Source organism: Pseudomonas sp. NPDC089918 (assembly GCF_050280605.1).
GTDB lineage: Bacteria > Pseudomonadota > Gammaproteobacteria > Pseudomonadales > Pseudomonadaceae > Aquipseudomonas.
The window spans coordinates 24,697-45,956 of the sequence record NZ_JBNNVP010000035.1; the positions used below are offsets into that span (position 1 = coordinate 24,697).

Annotated in this window: 16 protein-coding genes; 3 read left to right on the plus strand and 13 right to left on the minus strand. The window is 60.7% G+C overall.

Features of this window, described 5'->3' with window-relative positions:
• Nucleotides 1–18: 18 nt before the first annotated feature.
• The gene (gene cls / locus ACQKPC_RS22240) at nt 19–1,458 is read left to right on the plus strand and encodes a cardiolipin synthase (protein WP_427626298.1); all 1,440 of its coding nucleotides are present in this window, start codon (nt 19–21) and stop codon (nt 1,456–1,458) included.
• Here the strand turns inward: cls and cfaB are convergent.
• The 5 genes from cfaB to hflK (ACQKPC_RS22265) all read right to left on the minus strand — a co-directional run bounded on the left by cfaB (nt 1,455) and on the right by hflK (ACQKPC_RS22265) (nt 8,811).
• Nucleotides 1,455–2,639 carry a C17 cyclopropane fatty acid synthase CfaB gene (cfaB, locus tag ACQKPC_RS22245; RefSeq protein WP_427626300.1) on the minus strand — a complete coding sequence of 395 codons (1,185 nt, stop codon included), beginning with the start codon at nt 2,637–2,639 and terminating at the stop codon, nt 1,455–1,457. The two genes, cls and cfaB, sit on opposite strands and share 4 nt — an antisense overlap.
• 199 nt (nt 2,640–2,838) lie before the next feature.
• Entirely contained in the window at nt 2,839–4,749 is a 1,911-nt protein-coding gene (locus tag ACQKPC_RS22250; protein ID WP_427626302.1) for a heavy metal translocating P-type ATPase, read from the minus strand.
• Nucleotides 4,746–5,804, minus strand: coding sequence for a protease modulator HflK (hflK, locus tag ACQKPC_RS22255; RefSeq protein ID WP_427626304.1), 1,059 nt, complete (start codon nt 5,802–5,804; stop codon nt 4,746–4,748). Before hflK (ACQKPC_RS22255) ends, ACQKPC_RS22250 begins: the two co-directional genes overlap by 4 nt.
• Complete coding sequence (gene hflC, locus ACQKPC_RS22260; protein WP_038980476.1) at nt 5,801–6,850, minus strand: protease modulator HflC; 1,050 nt, start codon at nt 6,848–6,850, stop codon at nt 5,801–5,803. The genes hflK (ACQKPC_RS22255) and hflC overlap by 4 nt, the downstream gene beginning before the upstream one ends.
• Nucleotides 6,847–8,811, minus strand: a complete 1,965-nt coding sequence (hflK, locus tag ACQKPC_RS22265) for a protease modulator HflK (RefSeq protein WP_427626359.1) — start codon at nt 8,809–8,811, stop codon at nt 6,847–6,849. The genes hflC and hflK (ACQKPC_RS22265) overlap by 4 nt, the downstream gene beginning before the upstream one ends.
• A gap of 206 nt (nt 8,812–9,017) precedes the next feature.
• Here hflK (ACQKPC_RS22265) and lpdA point away from each other — a divergent pair, with 206 nt between their 5' ends.
• Nucleotides 9,018–10,418 carry a dihydrolipoyl dehydrogenase gene (gene lpdA, locus ACQKPC_RS22270; protein WP_427626306.1) on the plus strand — a complete coding sequence of 467 codons (1,401 nt, stop codon included), beginning with the start codon at nt 9,018–9,020 and terminating at the stop codon, nt 10,416–10,418.
• Nucleotides 10,419–10,539: 121 nt separating this feature from the next.
• On the opposite strand, the gene ACQKPC_RS22275 is transcribed toward lpdA, so the two are convergent.
• Nucleotides 10,540–11,013, minus strand: a complete 474-nt coding sequence (locus ACQKPC_RS22275) for an Lrp/AsnC family transcriptional regulator (RefSeq protein WP_427626308.1) — start codon at nt 11,011–11,013, stop codon at nt 10,540–10,542.
• Nucleotides 11,014–11,158: 145 nt separating this feature from the next.
• Here ACQKPC_RS22275 and ACQKPC_RS22280 point away from each other — a divergent pair, with 145 nt between their 5' ends.
• On the plus strand, nt 11,159–11,788 hold the full coding sequence (locus ACQKPC_RS22280; RefSeq protein ID WP_427626310.1) for a LysE family translocator: 630 nt from the start codon (nt 11,159–11,161) through the stop codon (nt 11,786–11,788).
• A gap of 3 nt (nt 11,789–11,791) precedes the next feature.
• Here the strand turns inward: ACQKPC_RS22280 and ACQKPC_RS22285 are convergent, their stop codons facing one another.
• The 7 genes from ACQKPC_RS22285 to ACQKPC_RS22315 form a co-directional block, all read right to left on the minus strand.
• Entirely contained in the window at nt 11,792–13,924 is a 2,133-nt protein-coding gene (locus tag ACQKPC_RS22285; RefSeq protein ID WP_427626312.1) for a hypothetical protein, read from the minus strand.
• Nucleotides 13,911–15,107, minus strand: coding sequence for a DUF3142 domain-containing protein (locus ACQKPC_RS22290; protein ID WP_427626361.1), 1,197 nt, complete (start codon nt 15,105–15,107; stop codon nt 13,911–13,913). Before ACQKPC_RS22290 ends, ACQKPC_RS22285 begins: the two co-directional genes overlap by 14 nt.
• Before the next feature lie 162 nt (nt 15,108–15,269).
• Entirely contained in the window at nt 15,270–16,109 is an 840-nt protein-coding gene (locus ACQKPC_RS22295; protein WP_427626314.1) for a class I SAM-dependent methyltransferase, read from the minus strand.
• Nucleotides 16,103–17,257 carry an acyltransferase family protein gene (locus ACQKPC_RS22300; RefSeq protein ID WP_427626316.1) on the minus strand — a complete coding sequence of 385 codons (1,155 nt, stop codon included), beginning with the start codon at nt 17,255–17,257 and terminating at the stop codon, nt 16,103–16,105. Before ACQKPC_RS22300 ends, ACQKPC_RS22295 begins: the two co-directional genes overlap by 7 nt.
• The gene (locus tag ACQKPC_RS22305; protein ID WP_427626318.1) at nt 17,254–18,147 is read right to left on the minus strand and encodes a class I SAM-dependent methyltransferase; all 894 of its coding nucleotides are present in this window, start codon (nt 18,145–18,147) and stop codon (nt 17,254–17,256) included. The genes ACQKPC_RS22300 and ACQKPC_RS22305 overlap by 4 nt, the downstream gene beginning before the upstream one ends.
• The gene (locus ACQKPC_RS22310) at nt 18,144–19,448 is read right to left on the minus strand and encodes a glycosyltransferase (protein WP_427626320.1); all 1,305 of its coding nucleotides are present in this window, start codon (nt 19,446–19,448) and stop codon (nt 18,144–18,146) included. Before ACQKPC_RS22310 ends, ACQKPC_RS22305 begins: the two co-directional genes overlap by 4 nt.
• Complete coding sequence (locus tag ACQKPC_RS22315) at nt 19,442–21,007, minus strand: glycosyltransferase (protein ID WP_427626322.1); 1,566 nt, start codon at nt 21,005–21,007, stop codon at nt 19,442–19,444. The genes ACQKPC_RS22310 and ACQKPC_RS22315 overlap by 7 nt, the downstream gene beginning before the upstream one ends.
• Nucleotides 21,008–21,260 lie beyond the last annotated feature (253 nt).

A 21,260-nucleotide genomic window follows, 5' to 3' on the forward strand; every position in this document is an offset into this window, starting at 1 on the left:
CAGGAGCAAGGCTGCCCCATGGATTACTTTGGACCGCATGTTTTCGGTTATCTGATCGCTCTGCTGCACGCGCTGGGCTCGATTGCCGCCATCCATGCCGTATTGACCGTTCGAACCGCTCAGGGCTCGATCGCCTGGGCCCTGTCACTGCTGTTCATTCCCTACCTCACGCTTATCCCTTATCTGGTCTTCGGCCGCAGCACCTTCGATGGCTATATCAAGGCCCGGCGGCAAGCCAACGAGGAAATGCGCAAGGCCATCTCCGAGCTGAACTGGCGCCCCTGGGTAGAAGAGGCACTGACTGCTCGTGCCTCCAGCGCCTACGCGTCTTTGAGGGCCATGCCGAAACTGGGGCGCATGCCGTGCCTGGCGAATAACGAAGTACACCTATTGATTGATGGCCAAGCCACCTTCGATGCGATTTTCGACGCCATCAGTAACGCCCGGCAAGCGGTGTTGATCCAGTTCTTCATCATCCACGACGATCGCCTCGGCCAACGCCTGCACACCTTACTGACCAAGAAAGCTGCAGAGGGCGTAGCGATTTACTTGCTCTACGACCGCATCGGCAGCCACTCCCTGCCCCACGGTTATGTACAACCGTTGCGCGATGCCGGTATCGAGGTCAAAGCCTTCGCCACCCGCAGCGGCTGGCTCAACCGCTTTCAGGTCAATTTCCGCAACCACCGCAAGATCGTCGTGGTCGACGGGATTGTCGGTTTTGTCGGTGGGCTCAACGTCGGCGACGAATACATGGGCGAGAAACCACCCCTGGCGCCATGGCGCGACACCCACGTGCAGGCGCGCGGGCCGGTGGTGGCCTGCATGCAGGAGTCCTTTGCCGAAGACTGGTTCTGGGCGGCCCGTTCGCTGCCGCCGTTGATCCTGCCGGAGGTTTATCCGGACGACGGCGTGCTCTGCCAATTGCTGGCCACCGGCCCGGCGGATTCCTACGAAACCTGTTCGCTATTCTTCGTCGAAGCCATCCATGCGGCGACGGAACGGGTGTGGATCACCACCCCTTACTTCATCCCCGACGAAGCGGTGTTCGCCGCGTTACGACTGGCAGTATTGCGTGGTGTGGATGTACGGATTTTGTTGCCGTCGCGGGCGGATCACCGGATCGTCTACGCCGCGTCCAGCCTTTACGCCTTCGAAGCAGTACGTGCTGGCGTACGCTTGTTCCGTTACCAGCCGGGGTTCATGCATCAGAAAGTGGTGCTGATCGACAGCGAAATCAGCGCCATTGGCAGCGCCAACATGGACAACCGTTCGTTCCGGCTGAATTTCGAAGTGATGTTACTGACGGTCGACAGCGTATTTGCGGCCGAAGTGGAACAGATGCTCAACGATGACTTCGCCCAGGCTCACGAGATCGCCAAAGAAGAAAGCCGGGAGACCCACCGCCTGCAACAGGTCGGCATGCGGATCGCCCGGCTTATTTCACCGATTCTCTAATTGTAAATGTCGTCGCGGGTCCACGGCAGTTCATGGCTGCCATCGGGATGGGCTTTCACCGCGAGGATTTGATGTAGGTTGATCCAGCCTCTGGCGAAGGCATAGGCGCATCCCGCCAGGTACAACCGCCAGATCCGTAAAGCCTGTTCTGGCACCAGTTTGCCGGCAGCTTCCAGATTGTCTTCCAGGCGTTCGCTCCAGTGGTCCAGGGTCCGCGCGTAATGCAGGCGCAGACTCTCGACGTCGACGATCTCCAACCCCGCGTCGCTGATCTCGGCCGAGATCATCGACAGGTGCGGCAGCTCGCCGTTGGGGAACACGTACTTCTCGATGAACTCACCGGCACCGCGCCCGACCGGACGACCGTCGATGTGTTTGGCGGTGATCCCGTGGTTCATCACCAAGCCACCCTCTTTCACCGCGCCGAACAAGGTTTTGCAGTACTCGGCAAGATTCGCATGGCCAACGTGTTCGAACATGCCGACGCTGACCACCTTGTCGAAGCGCCCGTCCTGAGGCAAATCGCGGTAGTCGAGCAGTTGCAATTCGATCTGATCCTCCAGGCCTTCGGCTTTCACCCGTTCACGGGCCAGCTCCAATTGCTCCTTACTCAGTGTGATCCCGAACACCTTCGCGCCGAACTCACGAGCCGCATAACGCGCCAACCCGCCCCAGCCGCAACCGACATCCAGCAGATACTCGCCTGGTTGCAACCGCAGCTTGCGGCACAGGTGACGAAACTTGGCTTGTTGAGCTTGTTCGAGAGTTTCACTGCCGGTTTCGAAATAGGCGCAGGAATACGCCATGTCGCTGTCGAGCCACAGTTGGTAAAACGCGTTGGAGAGGTCGTAGTGGTAGGAGATGGCTTTGGCATCGGTTTCCTTGTCGTGAACCGAGCGCACCGGTTGCTCATCTTCGTCCTCGTTGATCAGCGCCTGACTCCATTCATCGCAGACACGAATCACATCGCTGATAGAGCCTTCCAGCTCCAGCTTGCCTTCGACAAACGCCGCCCCCAACGCGTCGAGGCTGGGATGGGTGAACTGGGTAACCATGTGTGGGTCCTTGACCACAATGGTGACGCTGGGCGTCGGCCCCAGATTGAACTCATGGCCGTCCCAGAGTCGCAAGCGTAGCGGTAATTGCAGATTCTGTAAGGCCGGTGGAAGTTGCGCGAGCATGAAAAGTCCCCCTTGTTTCAGACGTCAAATCTGAGGGTAGACCATCCTTGAAAAATAGCAGGCTATCGAATTAATAGCCTTTTTCTATTCCCGGTGTTGCCTGCAACACTGAAACCATCCAACGGGCGATCGTTGAAAATGACCGCCTTACCCTAGATAACTACAAATCCGGCACACAGTTCTGAAAAGTTGTAGACGCTCACACCTCATCCTTAAGCTTGAGTAGGGGTTCCTGAAAGCGTAGCAAACGCCCGGCATTCCCGAGCACTAATAACGTGCTCAAATTGTGCAACAGCGCGGCAATCATCGCCCCTGCCGCGCCGAGCCAGCCGAATGCGGCGAACGCGACGATGGCCAGGGTCCAGCCCAACCCGATAATCACATTGACCTGCAAGGTCTGGCGGCATTGGCGACTCAAGCGCACACAGGTTCCGAGCCGGCGCAGGTCGCTACCAATCAGTACGATATCGGCCGAGGCCAGCGCGATGTCCGCACCGCCTGCGCCCATCGCCACGCCGACCACACCGGCCTTGAGCGCCAGGGAATCGTTGATGCCGTCTCCCACCACCATCGGCCGGAATCCGCTGCCGATTTCTTTCAGCACACGATTGAGTTTGTCCTCGGGCAAGGCCTGGGCTTCGACATCGCTGATGCCCACATCCCGGGCCAGCGTGTGCGCAACGCTTTGCCGATCCCCGGTGAGCAACAACTGACGACCCAAACCCAATTCACGCAATTCGCTCAGGGCAAACCGCGCCTCGGGTTTGACACTGTCAGCGAGCAACAGCCAGGCGAGAAATTCACCGTTGAGTGCCAGCCCGGCAATCGGGCCGTCGTGTTCGGGCACCGCTGATGTGGCGATGCACAGTTGCGCGAACAGCTCCGGACGACCGAGGGCCGCTTCGCCCTGCTCGGTCATCGCCACGACACCCAGCCCCTGACGCTCATGAATGTCAGAGAGCAGCAGAAAGTGTTCCTGAGTGACCAACCCGGCCAAGGCGCGGCTGACCGGGTGACTGCTGGCGGAACCAAGGCTGGCGGCGAGCTTCAGTACGTGACTGCGATCCTCCAGTGGACTGTCGATGGACTGCAGGCGCAAGGTGCCGAACGTCAGGGTTCCGGTCTTGTCGACCACCAACGACGTCAGGTCAGCCAACTCTTCGAGGAACGCCGAGCTGCGAATCAGAATCCCGTGCCGAGCCGCCACCGCCACCCCGGCAATGGCCGTGGCCGGTGCCGACAACACCAGCGCGCAAGGGCAAGCCGCGACCAACACTGCGAGCATCGCTTGAGCATCGTTGGTAACAAACCAGGTCACGGCGGCCAGCAGCAACACCAGCACCATGTAGCTTCCGGCGTAGCGTTCGAGCAAACGGGTGATTGGAGGCTTGGAACGTTCGGCACTTTGCATCAGCGCAATGACTTTACCCAGGGTCGATTCGTTACCGGTGCGGGTCACTTCAATGCGCAGCAGGCCATCAAGATTGATCGCCCCGCCGAACACCGACATGCCCACATCGGCCTCCATTGGCACCGACTCACCGGTGATCGACGCGGTGTCGAGGCTTGCCTGACCGGACAACACTCGGCCATCCGCCGGCACGCGATCACCGGCACGCACCTCCACAAGGTCACCGGCCTTGAGGGTGCCGTTGTCGACTTCAACGACGGAACCATCAGCCTGAATCTTGCGTGCATGGCTGCGGGTCAGTTTGCCGAGAGCATGAATCGCTTCCTGGGAACCGATCACACTGCGCTCTTCCAGCACGTGGCCGAAGATCATGATGATCGGCAGCAACGCCGCAGTGAGTAGATCGCCTGTGGCCCAGGCACCGAGCATGGCCAGGGCGATCAGTTGATCGGTGATCCCGTGCAGGCTCGGATAACGCAGGCTGTACCACGCCGAGCGCATGACCGGCACGGCTACCAGCAAGGACGCAAAACCCAATAGCAATTGGCTGACTCCGGTCTGCTCCGGCAACAACCAGCGCCAGATCAGGCCCAGCGCAAGCAACCCAAGCGCAAGCATGGCCAAGGTCAACTGGCGCGCGGCGCTACGTTGTTCAGCCGAGGACAACAAGCTCGGCGCGGCGGCGGTTTGGGCGGTCATTGCGCTGCTCCCTGAATAATCAGGCGGGAATCGTCTTTCGGATCAACCGTAGTCACCGAGCCGGCCTGCCCGAGAATCTTCGGCATCCGCTCACGGTAAATACGCAGCAGCATTTGCGGGTCAGTGCCCTGCTGTTGCGTCTTGGCCAAACTCAGCACTGCGGCGGTGTCGGCAGAGGCTTTGGCCAGGCGTTCGCTGGCTTGGGCGTGAGCCACTTGCAGCGTGCGGTCGGCTTGTTCGTTGGCGCTCTGAGTCAACTTCTCGGCTTCGGTGCGCGCGTTGGCCACGGCTTTGTCGGCCTGCTGGCTGGCGGTTAACACCGCGTTGAATGCGTTCACCGCCGGGCCGGGCAGACTCGATTGCACATCGACCCGCGCCACTTCAATGCCCAACCCCTGCCCGGTCGCGGTCAGTTCGGCCAAGCGCTGATTGATGCCCCGCACCAGATCGCCACGTAGACGTTCGCGACGTTCGGCGGCCTGATTGTCGGCGCCGATCAGTTCCGGTCGAGCCACCAGGATGGTGTCCAGGTCTCGCGCAGCGGTGAGTGCCAAGGCACTGCGGGTCACCAGCCGATCCAGTGCCGGCAGCACATGTTCACCCTGAAGAACGAAGGCATAGGGCTCGGTGACTTTGTAGAACACCCGCACATCCAGTTGCACGACGCCCGCATCACCGGTCAGCAGATAACCGGAGCCGGCAAGCGCATCGCTGATGGGCGTGGCGAAACTCGCCACTCGATCCGCCTGCAATGCAGCATCCGAGCGCAGCAGACTTTCCACCCGACGTTCGATCACCCGATCCGCTGCCGGCAACAAGATTACCTGCTCAAACGGGCGCGGCCATGCCAACAGCAAACCGGCATTTTGAATGCGATCCAGTGCGCCAAAGTGCAGCACCACAGCACGATTTTGCGGGTCGATTTGCCGCACATTTGAGAATGCCCACGCCAGCGCAGCCAGCACGGTCACGGCGTACAGCGCCAAAAAAGCCAAGCGTCCGGCCTGAATCCAGGGGCTGCTCAACTCATGTGTTCCACGTGGAACTAAACTCATGGCTGCGACCCGGACTTGTTATCGAGCGTCGGCGGACCGTCAACCAACACCCGGAACGGTGCGGCATCGGTACGTAAAATCAGTTTGGTGCCTGGCGTGACGATAGTGCCCAAGGTATCGAGAGAGCGCAGCAAGTTGTAGAGCTGCGGCGAACCGGCGTAGGCACGGCCGTAAATCTGCGCGGCTTCGACGCGGGATTGGGCTTCGATGTCCGCAGCTTTCACCGTCGCATCGGCTTGCACAATTCGCGCATCACGCTCAGCCGCAGAGCGAATTTGTGCAGCTTCCCGCTTGCCGATGGCCGTGCGTTCAGTGGCGATGGTTTCACGCTCGGCGCGCATACGATCGACAGTCGCGGTGAGCGTCACCGACGGCAAGGTCAAACGCTCGATGCCGACTTGCAGCACTCGCACGCCATAAGTGGTGAGCAACTGTTGATCGATCTGCTGACGCAGCTGCGCTTCAAAATCGGCGATGCGCACTTGGTTGGCATCGGTGTTCACCAGGTTGGCCAGATCGAAACTGCTGGCGGTGGTTTCCAGCGCCGAGCCGACAAAGGTGCGGATCTGCCGCGCGGCTTCGTCCGGCTGGTTCTGTACGGCGCGCATAAAGCGTTGCACGTTGTCCGGATCACCCTGCACCTGCCAGGCCACGTAGGCTTGCACGATGATGCGCAGACCATCGCGCGTGCCCACATCCTGCAAACCGCTGGAGGTGGTACGCAGCCGCAGATCCACCGGGATCGCCGCCTCGAACGGTGCCGGCCAGCGCCAGCCAAGACCGGGTTCCAGCAACACCCGCGATGGATTGCCGAAGCGAGTGATGACCGTGGCCTCTCCCGAACGCACTTGCACCAGGCTCGCCGCCGCAATGGCAAACGCCACCAGCAGCGCCGCCCAACCCATTCGCCGCCACGGGAAAGGACCCGCTTCGTGTGGATCACCGTGGTGATGATGGTGATGGCCGTGGTGATGTCCGCCATGGCCGTGATCGTGGCCAGCGTGGTCATCGTGATCGCGATTGTGTGTAGGCGTCGGCTGGCTCAATGGACGGCTCCTGGCTGAACGGTATTACGCGGCGGCGCAGGATCAGCCGGCAGCGTGAAGGTACGTAGGTCGATGGTCGGCGCATTGCTGCTGCCGCCCAAACGATGATCGAGAACCAGCAGCTTGGCGTTGGCCAAACCTTGGGTCAGTTGACTGAGGTATTGCTCCAGCACGAAGGCCTGGCCGGCGCTGGAATAAGCCTTTTGCTCGGCGGCAAATTTCAGGCCGGAGGCCTGGGCGGTCGAGTTGATTTCATGAGCACTGGCCGTGGCTTGATCGTGAGCGATGCTGGCTTGCAATTGCGCCTGGTTGGTCGCCTCGGCCGCAGCCCCGCGCTCACGGGAAATCAATGCCTGAGCTGCAATCTGCGCCGCTTGCACGCCGTGATAAGCATTGGCCGCCCCCGCTGGCGGGTGGATGGCTTCAACCACCGTGGCGAGAATCTCCACACCGCTATCGAGTTTTTGCAGGTCAGCCTGCACGGCACGGCCGATCTCTTCGGCGAGCCCTACCCTGTCCTCGCCGAGCAAACCATCGAGGGTTCGTGAGGCAAAATCGTGAACCAGAATCCGGCTGGCGGTGCTGCGGATCAACGTTGGCACATCGGCGCTGTTGTACGTTGCTGCCAGCGCCGCCTGATCGCTCAGGCCGATGCGATAGACGAAGCGCACGTCCATATTGACGATCTGGAAGCTCTGCTTGTCGGCGCGGCTGCTGGCGATGACCTGGGATTTATCGTTCACATGGCTGGCGTCCCACAATCGATTGGCAATCGCCGGTGCCGGGCCTTCGGCTGGTTCGGCCTCGACCGGTACCGACGTTTCGCCCACGCTGGTGGCCAACTCGTGAACCACGCCGTTCTCGACGCTCAGCACGCGGCCCAGCGGCCATGGCAAACCGGCGTGCAAACCAGGGCCGAACACCTCCACCGGTTTGCCGAAACGCTCGTAGATACCGCGCCCTTGCAGGGGGATTTCGTGAATGCCGGTGAGCGACCAACCGACGATAGCCACCACTGCCAGCACCGGCAAAAACGCCCGGCGCATGTAGGTAAAGGCCCAGATTTGCCGCAGGTCGATACCGAAGCGGTTATGCAACTCGTGCTGCAATGCGAGCAAAGGTTGCGGCGGCCAGCGCAGCATGTCGGCGACGAAGCTTCGCGCCAGCAAGGCCGGTTCCAGCTGTTCACGACGGGGACTGAACAGCGATAACACGGCCCGCAGCAGCAACTCGACGGTGACCAGCCCCGGCAGCAAGCCGATCAGCACCGCCAGACGCGCCGGCCAGACTGATGTTTCGCTGCCGAACAACAAACACAGTGCGCTGAGCACCAGGCAAATAATCGCAACTCGTGTCAGCTGCGCCAACGGCCCTGCTTCGGGCCACTGGGCAACGTTTTCCTGCGCCAGTTGCCGCTCCAGCACCAGCAAACCGAAAGCCAGCAGCAACGATAGCGTGGCGCCGACACTGGCCGACAACCCCAACGCAGCGGGCGGCAAGGTCAGATTCCAGACTTGCTCGATGCTATACAACGTCAATAACGCCCAACCAGCCAACCATAGCGTCGGCGCACCGATCTGCCCTAGCAAGCGCAACCAACGTTGGCTGATTCGGTCCAGCAACCGCTCGTACCAGCCTTCAGCGGCAACGACTTCTTCAGCGACAACCACCGGCACCGACAATGCTGGATTCATCGCCCGTGCGCGCCACTGCGTTACCCACCAGGCCGATTGCAGGCCGGCGACCAGCACCAGCAAACCGGCGCTCTGATTGACCAACAACACCGGCCAGAGCGACTGCGGTGCAAATAGCCCGACAAAAAACGCCAGTACCAGCCCAATCGCCGCCAAGGCTCCCAAACCAATTGCGAATTGCCGCAATCGACGCCCTTGAACGACCGCCTGCTGAAAGCGCGGCAGCGCTGCTATTTGTGCCCCATCGCCATCGAGATCGACTTGCATACCACCCCAGCCATCGCTCACATCACAATTCGTTACGATATAACGAAAGTGGTGAAATATTCGTCGTAAATCGCTCTATCTAAAAGCGCCGGACCTGTCGCCAAGCTGAAGCCTTGACCGAAATGGCTCGAAACGCACATATTGCGCTCGTAATTTTTACTGAAGACTCCTTTATCGATCCCGTCCTTCAAACCAGGAGTACCACCATGAGCACCTATGACGTCGTGATTCTGGGCGCAGGCCCCGGCGGTTATAACGCAGCGATCCGCGCCGGCCAGCTGGGTCTGAAAGCAGCCTGCGTGGAAGGCCGCGCCACTCTTGGCGGGACGTGCCTGAATGTCGGCTGCATGCCATCCAAGGCGCTGCTGCATGCCTCCGAACTCTACGACGCGGCCATGGGGGCGGAATTTGCCAACCTGGGGATTGAGGTCAAACCTGTCCTCAACCTTGCTCAAATGATGAAACAGAAAGATGAAAGCGTTACCGGGCTGACCAAAGGCATCGAGTTTCTGTTTCGCAAAAACAAAGTCGACTGGATCAAGGGCTGGGGCCACATCGACGGGCCGGGCAAAGTCACGGTGACCGACAGCCAGGGTGCCAAGACCCAGCTAAGCGCCAAGGACATCGTCATCGCCACCGGTTCCGAGCCCACTCCCCTGCCGGGCGTGGACATCGATAACAAACGCATCCTCGACTCCACGGGCGCGCTGTCGCTGGGCGAAGTGCCGAAGCACTTGGTGGTGATCGGTGCCGGGGTGATCGGCCTGGAGCTGGGCTCGGTATGGCGCCGCCTGGGTGCTCAGGTGACGGTGGTCGAATTTCTCGATCGGATCTGCCCCGGTGTGGATGGCGAAGCGGGCAAGACCCTTCAGCGCTCATTGAGCAAGCAAGGCATCAGCTTCAAGTTGAGTTCGAAAGTCACCAGCGCCACGACATCGGCGAGCGGTGTTCAGCTCAGCGTCGAGCCGGCCGCGGGTGGCACCGCCGAGTTGCTTGAAGCCGACTATGTGCTGGTGGCTATTGGTCGTCGTCCTTACACCCAAGGCCTGGGGCTGGAAAACGTCGGTCTCGCCACGGACAAACGCGGCATGCTCGCCAATAAGGGCCATCGCACCGAGGCCGCTGGCGTCTGGGTGATCGGTGATGTCACGTCTGGGCCGATGCTCGCCCACAAGGCCGAAGACGAAGCCATGGCCTGCATCGAGCAAATCGTCGGCAAGGCTGGCGAGGTCAATTACGACCTGATCCCCAGCGTGATCTACACCAAACCGGAGCTGGCCAGCGTCGGCAAGACCGAAGAACAGCTGAAAGCCGAAGGTCGCGCCTATAAGGTCGGCAAATTTCCCTTCACCGCCAACAGCCGGGCGAAGATCAATCACGAAACCGAAGGCTTCGCCAAAGTATTGGCCGATGAGCGCACCGACGAAGTCCTCGGCGTGCACCTTGTGGGCCCCAGCGTCAGTGAGATGATTGGCGAATATTGCGTAGCCATGGAGTTCAGCGCCTCGGCCGAAGACATCGCCCTGACCTGTCATCCACACCCGACTCGCTCCGAGGCATTGCGTCAGGCGGCAATGGATGTGGAGGGGATGGCGACGCAGATGTAAGCCTGGAGGTTGATGGAGACTGAACTACCGCTATCGCGAGCAGGCTCGCTCCCACATTTGATCTGTGGCGTTCACAAAACCAATGTGGGAGCGAGCCTGCTCGCGATGCAGTCGACGCGATCTAAATCGGCAAATGCCCCAACGGCAACGCCCCCGGGGTCTTCACCGTGTGAATCGCAAAGTTGCTGCGGATGTCGCTCACACCCGGCAATTTCAGCAGTCGCCCGGTGAGAAAACGGTCATAGGCGCGCAAATCCGGCACCACTACTTGCAGCAGAAAATCCGATTCCCCTGACACCAGAAACGCCGAAATCACCTCAGGCAATGCCGTCACGGCCAGGCGAAAGGCTTCGGCCTGTTCATCGTTGTGTCGTTCAACTTTGACCCCGACAAACACCGTCAGCCCAAGGCCCACTTCATCTCGATCCAGATTGGCCTGATAGCCGCGAATCACTCCCGCCTCTTCCAGCATTCGTACTCGACGCAAACAGGGCGAGGCGGACAGGCCAATCTCGTCGGCCAATTGCACGTTGCTCAGGCGACCGTCCCGTTGCAGCGCCGCGAGAATCTTGCGGTCGTAGGCGTCCAGTTTCATGGTTTGGCAGATCCCGATAGTTCGCTCATCACAAAATGGCAGGTTATGCCAAATATCGAAGCTTTAGAAGCTGACTACGCAACCACCTGCCCTGCTCTTCGGCCATAGACTGACCTCACCAAATCGACAACGAATGGGGGGCAACATGGCAGGACTCTGGCTGTTTTTCATGGCTCTGGCGGTGGTGTACTTGTTGCCCGGCCCGGACATGATTCTGCTGTTGCAGACCGGCGCGCGTCTGGGCAAAGGCGCGGCGCTGGCCACGGCGTTGGGGCTGGGCATAGCGCGTGGTTGTCATGTGGCCTTGGCTGCGTTGGGTTTGGCAGCGCTGTTCAAGACGGCACCCTGGACCTTCGACGTGGTGCGCCTGGTCGGGGCCGCGTACCTGCTGTGGATCGGCATTCAGTGCCTGCGCACCACGATGCTGCCGAGCTTGAACAGAGCAGGTTCCACGACTGAAAAATCGCATTGGCGCGAGGCGATCCAGCGCGGTTTGCTGACCAATCTGCTCAACCCCAAGGCGCTGCTGTTCTGCTCGGTGCTGTTGCCGCAGTTCATCGAACCTCACGCCGGGCCAGTGCTCGCGCAATTTGCAACGCTGGGCGTGATGCTGGTCGGTGTCGGGTTGTTGTTCGACAGTGCCTACGCACTGGTCGGCGCCGCACTGGGCCGCTGGCTGCAACGCAGTCCATCGGCCCAGCGGGTGCAACAGTGGTTGTTCGGCAGCCTGCTGATCGGCTTCGCGGTGCGGCTGACCTTTGTGCAGCAGGCTTGAGGGTTATTGCGCTCTACGACGACGGCGACTGATCAGCAGCAAAGCCGCCGCCGTGATCGCCACAATAGCGCCTACTTGCACTGGCTTCTTGTAAGGCCGCAGCATCGAACGCGTAGCATCGGTAGCCTGGGTTACATAACGTTTGCTGGCGTTTTCAAAGTCGGGATCAGGGCATTGGTGACCGAAGTTTTCCGCCCAATCCACGTACGGACCTTCTTTCACATACCGTTGGTAGAAGGCACTTTCTTCTTCAAGGCTGGTGTTCCACCCCGCCGCCGCACACAACACCGCCGCAAAAGCCTGGCTGGTATGAGGCAGATTATCGGCAGCACGACTGGCCAAAGCCGTTGCGACATAACGATAGTGATAGCGCTCATCGGGTTGAGCGGCGCTGGCTTGCTGACGCACGACCTCATCTTCAGCCACTAACGGGCCGACCTTTAGCTCACGGCTCTCAAGGCTGTAATTACCACCAAATGTGGCGTAATCCGGTGCCATTTCGTAGCCGAGAATCTCCATCCCCCACTGACGCGCCGTCAAAGCGGCGTTAAACAACGCGGCGGCACGTTTGGTCGGCCACCAGGCAGCATCCGCTTCCTCACGATACAGCCCATACGCCTTGGCCTTGTTCTGCAGATCGACGTTGTCGAAGTAAGCCGGCGCTTCGTCATAACGCCCTTCACGCAACAGGCGCCGCCCGAGCAAGTTGCGCAGGTTCGCGGCTACCGGCAACGGCACATAATTGTCGCGATCCTGTTGGCTGAGAGCCGGCGGTGCAGGCACCTGAGTGTCGACGTACTGCTTGAGTTCATCGAGGGTCAGCACCCGCTCGGCAACGGTGGCCGCGTCGTACCAGTAAATGCTTTGGCTGCGATAGAGCTGGTCAAAGGCTTGCAGATAATCGCCGCGTTGCAGGGCCAGGATTGCGCTTTCGCCGTCGACCCGGCACTTGGGCTGCACCGTTTCGTAATCCCAGTCCGGGGTCCGTCGTTCACCCCAAGACTCGTTCTGCGGGAAGGCTTGGGCTGCCTTGGCGTAAGCCGCAGCGGCAGCGCCTTTGTCGCCATCACGCAACGCCAGTTTCGCCCGCAGCCACCACGCGAGGCCGCCGTCACCGGCCTGTTCGAGGAAGGCTTCGGCACTGGCGTAATCGCCCTGCTGATAGTTCATCGCCGCCAGGCGATCCGCGTTATCCAGGCTGCCGCGGGTGCTGTTTTGCAGCAGCTTGATCAGTTTCTGTTCGCTTGGCGGCTGATCACCGAATGACCAGCCCAGTCGACTGATCAACGACGCCGTCACCAGTTGCTGCACCGCTTTGCCCTTGAGCAACACGGCCAGTTGATCGTCGGGCATTACCATCAGATCGGCCATCAACAACTTCAACGAGCTGTAGCCCACCGCCGAACCGTGGAGGTTCTGCGTGGCGTAGAGTTCGATGGCGCTGTCCCAATCGCCAGCGGTGCGGGCCACTCGCGCTTCTTCGCCGAGGCTGGCAACACCCAGTTCCAGCGGGTCGCTGAAGCCGTCGATACTCATCTGACGAGTTTGCTCGAAAGCCTTTCGGGATTGAGCCAACAGGTCGGGACCTGCGCCCGCCTCTGAACTCATGGCAAACAGTGTCCGCCCCAACGAGTAAGCCGCCCAGGTACTGCGCAACGCGCGTTGATCCGCCGGCAGCGCCAGCACTTTCTGAAAATATTCAGCGGCCAAACCATGGTCACCCGCGTTGAACGCCACCGCGCCCGCCAGATAGAACATGTGTTCGGCCGGCAGGCTCGCGCCTTGCTCTTCAACCTGACGGGCATCGGTCAGATTGCGCAGCTGTTGCACCAGCGCTTGCTGCTCAGGCGTCAGACCGGCCTGTTCGGCGGTGTTGCGCTGACCCGCGTAATCCGGCGCATCGCCGTAACCGTCCCCCGGAATGTTGGTGGCAGCCGTGACATTTTTCAGTCCCGCGATGGCATGCCCGAGGCGACTGATCTCAAAGTTGAAGTTGCCTTCCGGCAGTTCCGCCAGCGACTGGCCACGGTTGTCCAGCAGGCGCATGGGGAAGTCCGGCCCGCAGGCCAACGCTGAACCCAACGGCAGGCTGAGGCTCAGGCAAAGCAGATGGCGGGGCCAGTTACGGGTGAACATTCGAACCTCCTTGATCAATAGTTGTGCAGCGAGCCCAACCGATGGCGCGCTGCCCGCCGGCCGGGATTCGACCCTCGCGCAGGCGGGTGAAGGTAAGCAGATCCGGGCGCTGTTGCAATGCATAACCGGCCAATGCATCGGCGCCATCGCAGCCCTGCACCGCCAGTGTCAGGCGTTCGGGCCAGGCTCTGTCGAGGTTGCCTTGGTTGCTGACGCTGATGTCGTAGAGGCCGTCCTGCGCCGAGAGCTTCAGCCCCACGCGGCTGTCGAGCATATCGCCACGCGCCACAGCGATTAGCGTCGTCAGGCTCCAGGCCCTGCGATCATTGGCCAGCGGCAGGCGAAACCAGATCAGCCCGGCCAGATGAGCCGGTGGATCGGCGCGCAACTCGGCGCCGAGTTTGCTCAGTTGCAGCGGATCCGCCAGTAACTCCCGGCGTTTGCCGCCCCGCTCGATGGGCACTTCGCTTTCCACGACCGGCGCGCCACTGGCCCCTGGCAACAACGCCACGCCATAAGCCGGTAGCGCCAGATAAAACGGTTTCGACGTGATATGGCTCCAGGCCCTGGCCCATTGCCGGGCCTGATCCGGGTCGAACAGCCCACGCCGTGGATCGCTCACCGCGTGCACCTGCAATACGCTGCTGTCGACCGTCGCCAGCAGCGCCGGCAATTCGGGGCTGTCGAGCCAGGCCGGCAATGCCGTGATGCTCAGTGGCAAGGAAGCGGGCAGAACCGCGCGTAAATGCGTGAGGAATTCGCGGTAGGCCGGTAGCCGGGCGTTGCCCGCATCGTGGTCGATTTCCACGCCGGAGAGGATCAGCCCCTGCCCTTGCCAATCGCTGAGCACCTGCTGGATGTGCGCCGTGACCTCGTCCTGATCCAGCCCCTTGAGCTGGCCGTCCAGACGAATCACCGCAATCAGCGGTCGACCATCACGCTTGAGCAGCGCCGGATCGATTCGCGCCCGGCTCCAGCCGGCCTGCGGAAACGCCTGCAAGACCAGTACACGCAAGGTCGAGAAATCGGCACGGCTGTCGCGTAGCGCGGAGTCATGGGCCGGCGTCCATTGCCGTTGCCAGACGTAGAGTTGCTGATCGAGCGGCGGCGCGTCCTGTTGCTCGCAACCGTTGAGCAACAGCAATGCGGCAAGCAAGGCCGACAGACGAATGAAAAACACAATGAGCCCTCATCCTCTGTGGCGAGGGAGCTTGCTCCCGCTCGGCTGCGCAGCAGTCGCAAATGTAGCCCATAGGGTGTGTCTGATGAAATGAAGGGGCTGCTTCGCAGCCCAACGGGAGCAAGCTCCCTCGCCACAATTGATCGAATACGAATTCCCGGCAGCCTACTCAGCCATTGGCTTGCGGGCAATGATCACCTGACTTTTCGCCACCACCGCATCCAGCGCCTGTTTAATCTGCGCCCCCCGTGGCGACGACAGAACGGCTTGCCAGGTGTCGGCCCAATGGTTGAGCAGCGGATGGTCGGCGTTGCTGAAATCGACCTTGGCCTCCCAGAACAACAGCATCCACATCGACCAATAGAACCCGTACTGGCTGTGGCTGATGACTTCCAGGCCGGCGTCGCTGACCATCGCCTTGAACTGCTCTTCGCTGATGATGCGAATGTGGTTGGGCTTCTGGAAATACTCCGGCGCCGCGATGTCTTTTTGCAGGTCTTCGGAACTGGGGTGCGGAACACTGAGCAAATACAGCGCCCCGGGCTTGCCGACCCGCACCAGTTCGGCGAGGAACTGCGCCGGATCGTCGACGTGCTCGATAACTTCGGTGGACACCACCCGGGTCGCGGTCGCGTCGGCAATCGGCAGCGGATTACAGTCCGTGACGTGGCACTCGATGCCCCGCGCCGGCGTGTCGCTCAAGCGCTGACGAGTCGCTTCGACCTTGGCTGCGTCGATGTCGGCAATGATGATCTTCGCCCCGCGCATGCCGCAGAAATGCACGTTGCCCCCGTCACCGCAGCCCACATCCAGCAGCGTGTCCTCGGGGCTGACCGGGAAACCGGTGAATAGCTCACCGGTTTGCTGGTTGAACCAGCCGCTGAGCATCGCGTCATGCAGGCCGAGCATGTACGGGTCGACTTTCTCGGACACCGAGGGTGCTGGCATCAGCGGCTGCGCGGCAGCGGACGTGCCCGCCGTGAGTTTCTTCAAAAGGCTCAGCATGAGGTGGCTCCAGAGGATGGAAGGACTGATGGGGATATACGCAAGCGTTGCACCAGATGGGCACCCCGGTTGCGCATGGGCAGCTCGATGAATCGGTAGTTGAGTTCACTCAGCAGCACGATCAGGGTCATGGCGCAAAACAGCGCCAGTGCCGGCTGCATCGCCACGTCCTGCCAACCGACGGGCGCGAAACGAAACCAGCCTTCGCGCACGGCAAAGAACGCCGGAATGTGAATCAGGTAAATGCCATAGGAACGGGCGCCCAACCAGACCAGTATTTGCTTGAGCTTGCCCTTGGGCAGCAGGTAATCGCAATTGTAGGAAGCGATCCAGACCAGCAGCGCGCACAACAACGCAATCGCGGCGACCCGATAGCTCGCCAGATTGAAAGGTGTGCTCGCCAGCACGCTCAATGCAGCCCCCAAGCCGATCAGTGTCAACGGGCCTGACCAACGACGGCGCAACAATCGTGGCTCCCAGGTCAGATAGCTCGGCCTCGAGCTCCACATCGCCAGCAACACGCCCAATGCCAGGGCATCGGTCCTGATACTCATCAACAGCGCTGAACGCCAAGTGAACAGTTGCACGGCAACCAAGGCCAGCAACACCCACACCAACCGCTTGCGGCAGACGAGGATCAGTAAGGGCAGCAGCAGGTAGAACTGCTCTTCAAGGGACAGGCTCCAGTAAACGAAGCTGGCACCGTATTCGAAGCGCATGAAGCTTTCAGCGAAGCGCAAATTGGCAAACTGCAGAAAGCCCGCCAGCGTCGCCTGCAGATTGGCCTGCACCGTGCCAAAGGCACCCGAATGATTGAAAAACAGTGCACCCAATAACATCAGCAGCAGCCACAACCAGGCGGATGGCAACAGACGAAAGGCCCGGCGAATCCAGAAATCGCGGGTTTCCAGCCAGAAGGCCTGCGGTGTCTGGCAACTACGCAGCAGCGGAATCAAGCCTCGGGCGATGACAAACCCGGAGATGACAAAAAACAGGTCCACACCCCACCAGAATTGCCCGTGGGCCGTGCCCGATTCGAAACCCGGCAGCCCTCCCGGAAATGGCATGGTTTGCAGGTGATGCACCAGCACGCCAAGCACAGCGATCCCGCGCAACAACTCGATGTCGAGAATCCGTCGACTGCTCATGGCGCAGTCCCGGCCTTTGAATCGGTCGCCATCGGTTTACGTGCAATGATCACCTGACTCTTGGGCATGAACTGATCGAGCATCTGCTTGATCGCCAGCCCATTGGGTTGCGCCAGAAGGTCTTGCCAGGTTTTCGCCCAGCTCTCCATCAGCGGCGGATAGGGCGCTTGAATCCGATCACGTACCGCGCCGCCCAAGTCGCGCCCGGCCGCGCGCTCGCTGGCCCAGAAGAAAATCATGCCCATCACCCAGAAAAACCCGGTGGCCTGACGATGCTCGATCACCAGGCCGGCGTCCTCCACCAGCGCGGCGAAGCGTTCCGGGGTAAAAATCTGTACGTGATTGGGCGACTGGAAATAGCTGGCCGGGGCGATGCCCTGTTGCAAATGCTCGCCCACCGGTGCCGGCACGCTCAGCAGATACTGCGCACCCGGACGGCCCATGCGCACCAACTCGGCCATGAACGGCTCGGGCTGGTCGATGTGTTCGAGCACTTCCATGCACACGACTTTGCTCGCGCAGCCATCGGCCAGCGGCAACGGCAGGCTATTGCTGACCAGCCCCAGGCTTGGCTTGTCCGTCTGCGTGTCCACTTGCCGGGCCAGCTCTCGGACCTTGTCATGTTCACTGTCAGTAAAAATCACCGACGCGCCCTGACGTACCGCAAACAGCGTCGCAACGCCCTCACCGCAACCGACATCCAGCAAAGTGTCGTCCGCGGTGATCGCAAAGCCCTTGAGCAATTCGCCGCTGTCGTTCAAAAACCAGCCATCGAGGATGGCGTCGTGCAAGCCGACATCGCGCGGCGATACGCTGTCTTGCGCAACCGGTGCAGGCACAGCTTTGGGTTGCGCCACCGGACGCAGCCGCCTCATCAATGCGCGGATCATGCCTCGGGGGTTTCCACGGCAGCCGCAGCGCGGGTTTCGAATAGCCGGGCAAGGAATTCTTTCAGACGCTGTTCAGCGGTTGCCTGGCCGCAGAAGTTTTGCAGGCTGGTGACCGCGTGGGCGGACATCCTTGCATAGCGTTGCGGGTCGTCTTTGGCCACGTCATAGCTGGCCCGATAGGCCGTGCATAACGAGGCCCAGTTGGTGATGTAACGCAGGGTGCGAAACGCCTTTCGCGGGTCGTGAGGCCAGGCCGTCAGCTCATCCGTGGAGTCGATGAGGAAAGCATTGTCGGCGTCCAGATAATCGATCATCGCCGTGGTGCGCGGCGCCACTGCCGGCTTGCCGCATGACATGAACTCCATCAGCGGCAGGCACTGGCCTTCGCCGTAGGATGTATTCACCACGTAACTCGTGGCCTGCACCAGACGTTCGTAGTCCGCATCCGCGAGGTAGCCGTAAATCAACACGATACGGCAGCGGTAAGACTGGTTTTTGTACAAGTGATGAAGGATATCGGTCAGCGCTTCTTCGGCATCGTGATGCGTCAGTTTGAGCACTAGCGTGGCGTCTTCTACCTCGCGGAAGGTCACGCAAAAGGCACTCAGCATGTCTTCCCAATTCTTGCGCCCGTCGCAGGGATTGAACACCGAGGTGTAGATCACACCATCGAGCACCAGCTCCTGTTCACCAGCGGGCGCCTGAAAGTCGATGCCCTTGCCGGCACGCAAATGCGCAGGACCAAAGGCCCGCAGATCAAGTTGACGACTGTCCGCCAGCAAGCCTTTGATCTTCAATCGCACCTGGCAGGCCTTTGGCTGACGCTGCAATTGCGCACCGCGTGCGGCAAAGCGATCCCACACCGGTGCCGGTACCGCGACGATCGGATAGTCGGCGCCCATGGCTTCGCGCACGGCATTGACGGTGTAGCTGGAATGGGTGATTGCCGCACCGCTCGCGCGCAATACCGTGCGCCAGTCATTACGCGGTTCACCGGCGAACGGCTCATTGGGAATGGTGCTGAATTCCCATGCAAACACTGCCAGGGTCGGACAGGCAAAATGAACCGGCGTGCGATGCGGTGGCGAGAACGACAGGAACACGCAGTCTTCGCCACGGGACAGACAGTCGAGGTACAGGGCGTCGACTTCGGTCTGTGGATCGCTGACCTCCACTACCCGCCCCAGTCGCTCCAGCACCGGTCGATACTCTTTGAGCACGAAGTAGTAGCTGTATTCCGAACGGCCCAGGTTCTGGGCAATGGTCCGCTGGTTGGTTTCTGAATAAATGATGATCAGCATGAGGCGTTATCCGTGACGGTCGCTGCCGACACACCGTGTGGCGCCAGCCCGAAAAAGTCCGCCAAGCGTTGTTGCACTGGAGCGAAGGCGCAGTAATCGTGCATGCGCTCGACCGCGGCGTGAGACATCTGCTGATACTCCAGCGGCTGTTCCTTGGCGATCCGGTAGCTGTTTTCGTAGGCCGTTTTCAACGACCCCCAGTCCGGTCGATAACGCAGGGTCCGATAGATGATGCGGGTGTCCTGAGGCCAGATGGTCAGCTCTTCGCTGGACTTGACCACAAACGCCACGCGCTCATCGATGTAATCCTCCATGGCCGTGTGATCCGGCGCGATCACCGGTTTGCCGCTGGCCATGAACTCCATCAGCGGCAGACACAAGCCTTCGCAGCGCGAGGCGTTGACGTAATAACTCGCCGCCTCATAGAGCCGGGCATATTGCGGATCGTCCAGGTAACCGTGCATCACCACCACTCGGCAGGCGAACGGGGACAGTTGCGCCAGCAAGGTCATCAACTCGGTGTAATAGGACGACAGATCGCTCTGGGTAATCTTCAGCACCAGTGTGGCATCCGCGGTGTCACGGAAAGCCCAGCAGAATGCGCTGATCAGTTGATGCCAATTCTTGCGCCCGTCCTTGGGATTGAACACGGTGACGTAGACCACGCCGTCGACATGGGTCTGAACCTGTTCCGTAGCGTCCGGAAGGTCCACGGGTGCTGGTACATGGACCGGCACCGACTGTGGACCGGCAATGGCCGGGAAGTATTTTGCGAGCCGGGAGTGAGCCGGGTCAGACAACAGATCGCGAATCCCCTCCCAGTACCACTGGCTCAGAAAATGAGTGCGATGGACCGGCACCGGTTGCGCCTTGCCCAGGTCCAGCGCCCACAGACGCAAGTAGTGCCTGGCGATGACGAAGCGGCGCTTCAGGGTTAGCGGCGGCGGGCGCAAGGCCTCGAGTTCCGCCTGTTGCTCAGGGGTCAGCGGCGGTGGAATCAGCGAGTCGGCGGACAGCCCCAGCGTACGGGTATCGAGGATGCAGCCCTTGATGTCGAGGGTCGAACCGGCATTGACCGGCACACTGGTATGACGGCTACGGATGGCCGCGAAGTTTTCCCACAACGGCGTCGGCAAGACCAACACCGGAAAGTCTTCGCCCATGGCCCGACGGATCGCCCGGGCAGTATGACTGGAGAGCGTAATCACCCGGCCCTGGCGCGCCAGCATGCGGGTCCAGTCCTGCCGTGGATCGTTGTCCCACTGCTCATCGGGAATCGAATCGAACTCCCAGGCCACCACGCACATTGTCGGGCACTCAAGGTCGTTCGGGGTTTTCTGTGGCGGGGTGAAAGACAGGAACAGGCTGTCTTCGCCGGCGGTACGCAGTTGCCTGTAGAGAGGATCGACCTCGGCGGTGGAGGACACCACATGCACCCGCCCAAGGCTTTCGAGCACCGGGCGATAAGCCTTGAGCACGAAGTAGTAACTGTATTCGGGACGACCGAGGCTCTGGCTGATGGAACTGTCGTTGACGTCCGAGTAAAGAATAAAATTCATGGCATCCCACGATGAAGCCGCCATCCCGGCAACCTCACTCTATGACGGCGAAACCACAGATTGAGTCGGCAAGTACCTGCCCTCGTCTATAGTCTTCGTGTCCGTCTACGTTCTTGTTTTAGTGGTCAGTTTCGCGGAGTTTCAAAATAACCCTGCCGAACCCTGGGCGATCGTGACGAGGGGCATTCTAAACACATCCGTTAAGGGTTCGTGAACCGCTCGGCGAGAATAAATAGGCCTGCGAAAACGAGAA